Source organism: Flavobacterium sp. (genome assembly GCF_043756175.1).
Taxonomy (GTDB): Bacteria; Bacteroidota; Bacteroidia; order Flavobacteriales; family Flavobacteriaceae; genus Flavobacterium.
The window spans coordinates 1-2,855 of the sequence record NZ_JAYURN010000156.1; the positions used below are offsets into that span (position 1 = coordinate 1).

The following is a 2,855-nucleotide window of genomic DNA, read 5'->3' on the forward strand; positions in this document are numbered from 1 at the left end:
GTGCTTTAATAGTTTTGATACTATTATCGAGTTTAAGTTTTACAGGAAACTTAAGTGATTCAGGTTCAAAAGTAATAGATGAAGGTTCAATAACAGCTCCAGCTATTCAAAAAGCACCGCAAACTGCTCCAGTTACCGAAAAACCAGCAACTTCAGAAAGTGCTAAACCAGCAGCTTCAGAAGATACAAAAAAATAACATTTGACAATAAATATTTAAATGCCAGCTTGACAATGCTGGCATTTTTTTTAAGCAAAAATGTCAGTTTTAAACACTTGGCATAATTTCTGAAATACAAAAACTATTAAAAACAATTAAATTTTTATAAAATGACATTAAACATTAAACCACTTTCCGATAGAGTTTTAATAGAACCAGTGGCAGCTGAAACTCAAACAGCATCAGGGATTTATATTCCAGACACTGCAAAAGAAAAATCTCAAAAAGGAACTGTAATTGCAGTTGGAAACGGAACGAAAGATCATACCATGACAGTGAAAGTTGGTGACACCGTTCTTTACGATAAATTTGCTGGAACTGAGTTAAAACTTGAAGGCAAGGATTATTTGATAATGAGTGAATTAAAAATTTTAGCAATTATATAATTAACAAGATAGCAAAATGGCAAAAAATATAAAATTTGATATAGAAGCACGCGACGGATTAAAACGTGGTGTCGATGCATTGGCAAATGCAGTAAAAGTAACTCTTGGACCAAAAGGTCGTAACGTAATTATTGGAAAATCATTTGGTGGACCAACAGTAACCAAAGATGGTGTTACCGTTGCAAAAGAAATTGAACTAGAAGATCCATTGGAAAATATGGGTGCTCAAATGGTGAAAGAAGTAGCTTCTAAAACCAATGATTTGGCTGGCGATGGAACTACTACTGCTACAGTTTTAGCACAAGCAATCGTAAAAGAAGGATTGAAAAATGTGGCTGCTGGCGCAAATCCAATGGATTTGAAACGCGGCATCGACAAAGCCGTAGAAGCAATCGTTGCAGATTTGGCAAAGCAAGCAAAAGTAGTAGGAAGCGATTCTGAAAAAATAAAACAAATTGCCTCTATTTCTGCAAATAATGATGAAATAATTGGTGAACTAATAGCCAATGCTTTTGCAAAAGTTGGTAAAGAAGGCGTAATTACTGTTGAAGAAGCCAAAGGAACAGAAACTTATGTAGATGTTGTAGAAGGAATGCAGTTTGACAGAGGATATTTATCGCCATATTTTGTGACCAATCCAGAAAAAATGGAAACAGAATTAGAAAGTCCTTATATATTATTATATGACAAGAAAGTTTCCTCTTTAAAAGAATTATTACCCGTTTTGGAACCAATAGCACAATCTGGAAAACCATTATTAATTATTGCTGAAGATGTAGATGGCGAAGCTTTATCAACATTGGTAGTAAATAAATTGCGTGGTGCATTAAAAATCGCAGCTGTAAAAGCACCTGGTTTTGGCGATCGTAGAAAAGCAATGTTGGAGGATATTGCTATTTTAACTGGCGGAACTGTAATTTCAGAAGAAAGAGGATTTACCTTAGAAAATACAACCATTGAAATGCTGGGAACAGCAAAAAGAGTGACTATCGACAAAGACAATACAACAATTGTAAGTGGAGCTGGCGAAGCCGATATGATCAAAAATCGTGTCAATCAAATAAAAGGTCAAATGGAAGCATCGACTTCAGATTATGACAAAGAAAAATTGCAAGAACGTTTGGCAAAACTAGCCGGTGGTGTAGCAGTTCTTTATGTTGGTGCAGCTTCTGAAGTTGAAATGAAAGAGAAAAAAGACCGTGTCGACGATGCTTTGCATGCAACTCGTGCTGCTGTCGAAGAAGGAATTGTAGCTGGTGGTGGTGTCGCTTTATTGCGTGCAAAAGGTGCTTTGGCTTCCATAAAAGCTGACAATCCTGACGAGGCAACAGGAATCCAAATTGTATCTCGTGCCGTAGAATCTCCTTTGAGAACTATTGTCGAAAACGCAGGTTTAGAAGGTTCTGTAGTTGTTGCAAAGGTGGCTGAAGGTTCAGGCGATTTTGGATACAATGCAAAAACCGATGAGTATGTTGACATGCTAAAAGCTGGAATTATCGATCCTAAAAAAGTAACACGTGTGGCGCTTGAAAACGCGGCTTCGGTTGCGGGTATGATCTTGACCACAGAATGTGCTTTGGTAGAAATTAAGGAAGAAAGCGCTGCTGGACACTCTCACGGCGGCGGTATGCCAGGAATGATGTAAAATTAAAAAATTTTCAAAATACAAAAAATCCGTATGTTTTATAACAGTACGGATTTTTTTTGGAGCAGAAACACATAATTTCTATGAAATATTATTCCTGCTGTACGTTGCAATCTGTCATTGCGAGGAACGAAGCAATCTTACGATTTGATTGCTTCATTCTTCGCAATGACAGGATTTCCACTGCTATCGGGGCTAAATCAACATTATAACTAGCAGTTCAATTTGCTATAAAACTACATTAAAACTATGAAACCCCAATCCATAAATATTCTACATCTGGACAGCAATCATCCCATTTTATTGGAACAATTGCAGGAATTGGGTTTTACAAATCACGAAAATTACACTTCTTCAAAACAAGAAATAGAAGAAATAATTCAAAACTATCATGGTATCATCATTCGCAGCCGATTCAAAATAGACAAAATTTTTATTGATAAAGCCATAAATTTGCAATTTATAGCCAGAGTCGGTGCAGGTTTAGAAAGCATCGATTGTGATTATGCACTATCCAAAAACATTCAACTTATTGCGGCTCCAGAAGGCAATAGCAATGCAGTTGGCGAGCATACATTAGGTATGTTACTATCACTTTTTAACAAA

The 2,855-nt window shown here is 36.3% G+C and carries 2 protein-coding genes and 2 pseudogenes; all 4 read left to right on the forward strand.

All coding sequences use genetic code 11. The features are described 5' to 3' along the window. Positions 1 to 197: pseudogene (locus tag ACH2BP_RS12325) on the forward strand (preprotein translocase subunit SecG); the annotation flags it as partial. A gap of 131 nt (positions 198 to 328) precedes the next feature. Next, entirely contained in the window at positions 329 to 604 is a 276-nt protein-coding gene (gene groES / locus ACH2BP_RS12330; RefSeq protein WP_395060331.1) for a co-chaperone GroES, read from the forward strand. A 16-nt stretch (positions 605 to 620) separates the two neighbouring features. Beyond that, on the forward strand, positions 621 to 2,249 hold the full coding sequence (groL, locus tag ACH2BP_RS12335; RefSeq protein ID WP_395060333.1) for a chaperonin GroEL: 1,629 nt from the start codon (positions 621 to 623) through the stop codon (positions 2,247 to 2,249). A gap of 249 nt (positions 2,250 to 2,498) precedes the next feature. Continuing rightward, a pseudogene (locus ACH2BP_RS12340) lies at positions 2,499 to 2,855 on the forward strand (hydroxyacid dehydrogenase); the annotation flags it as partial.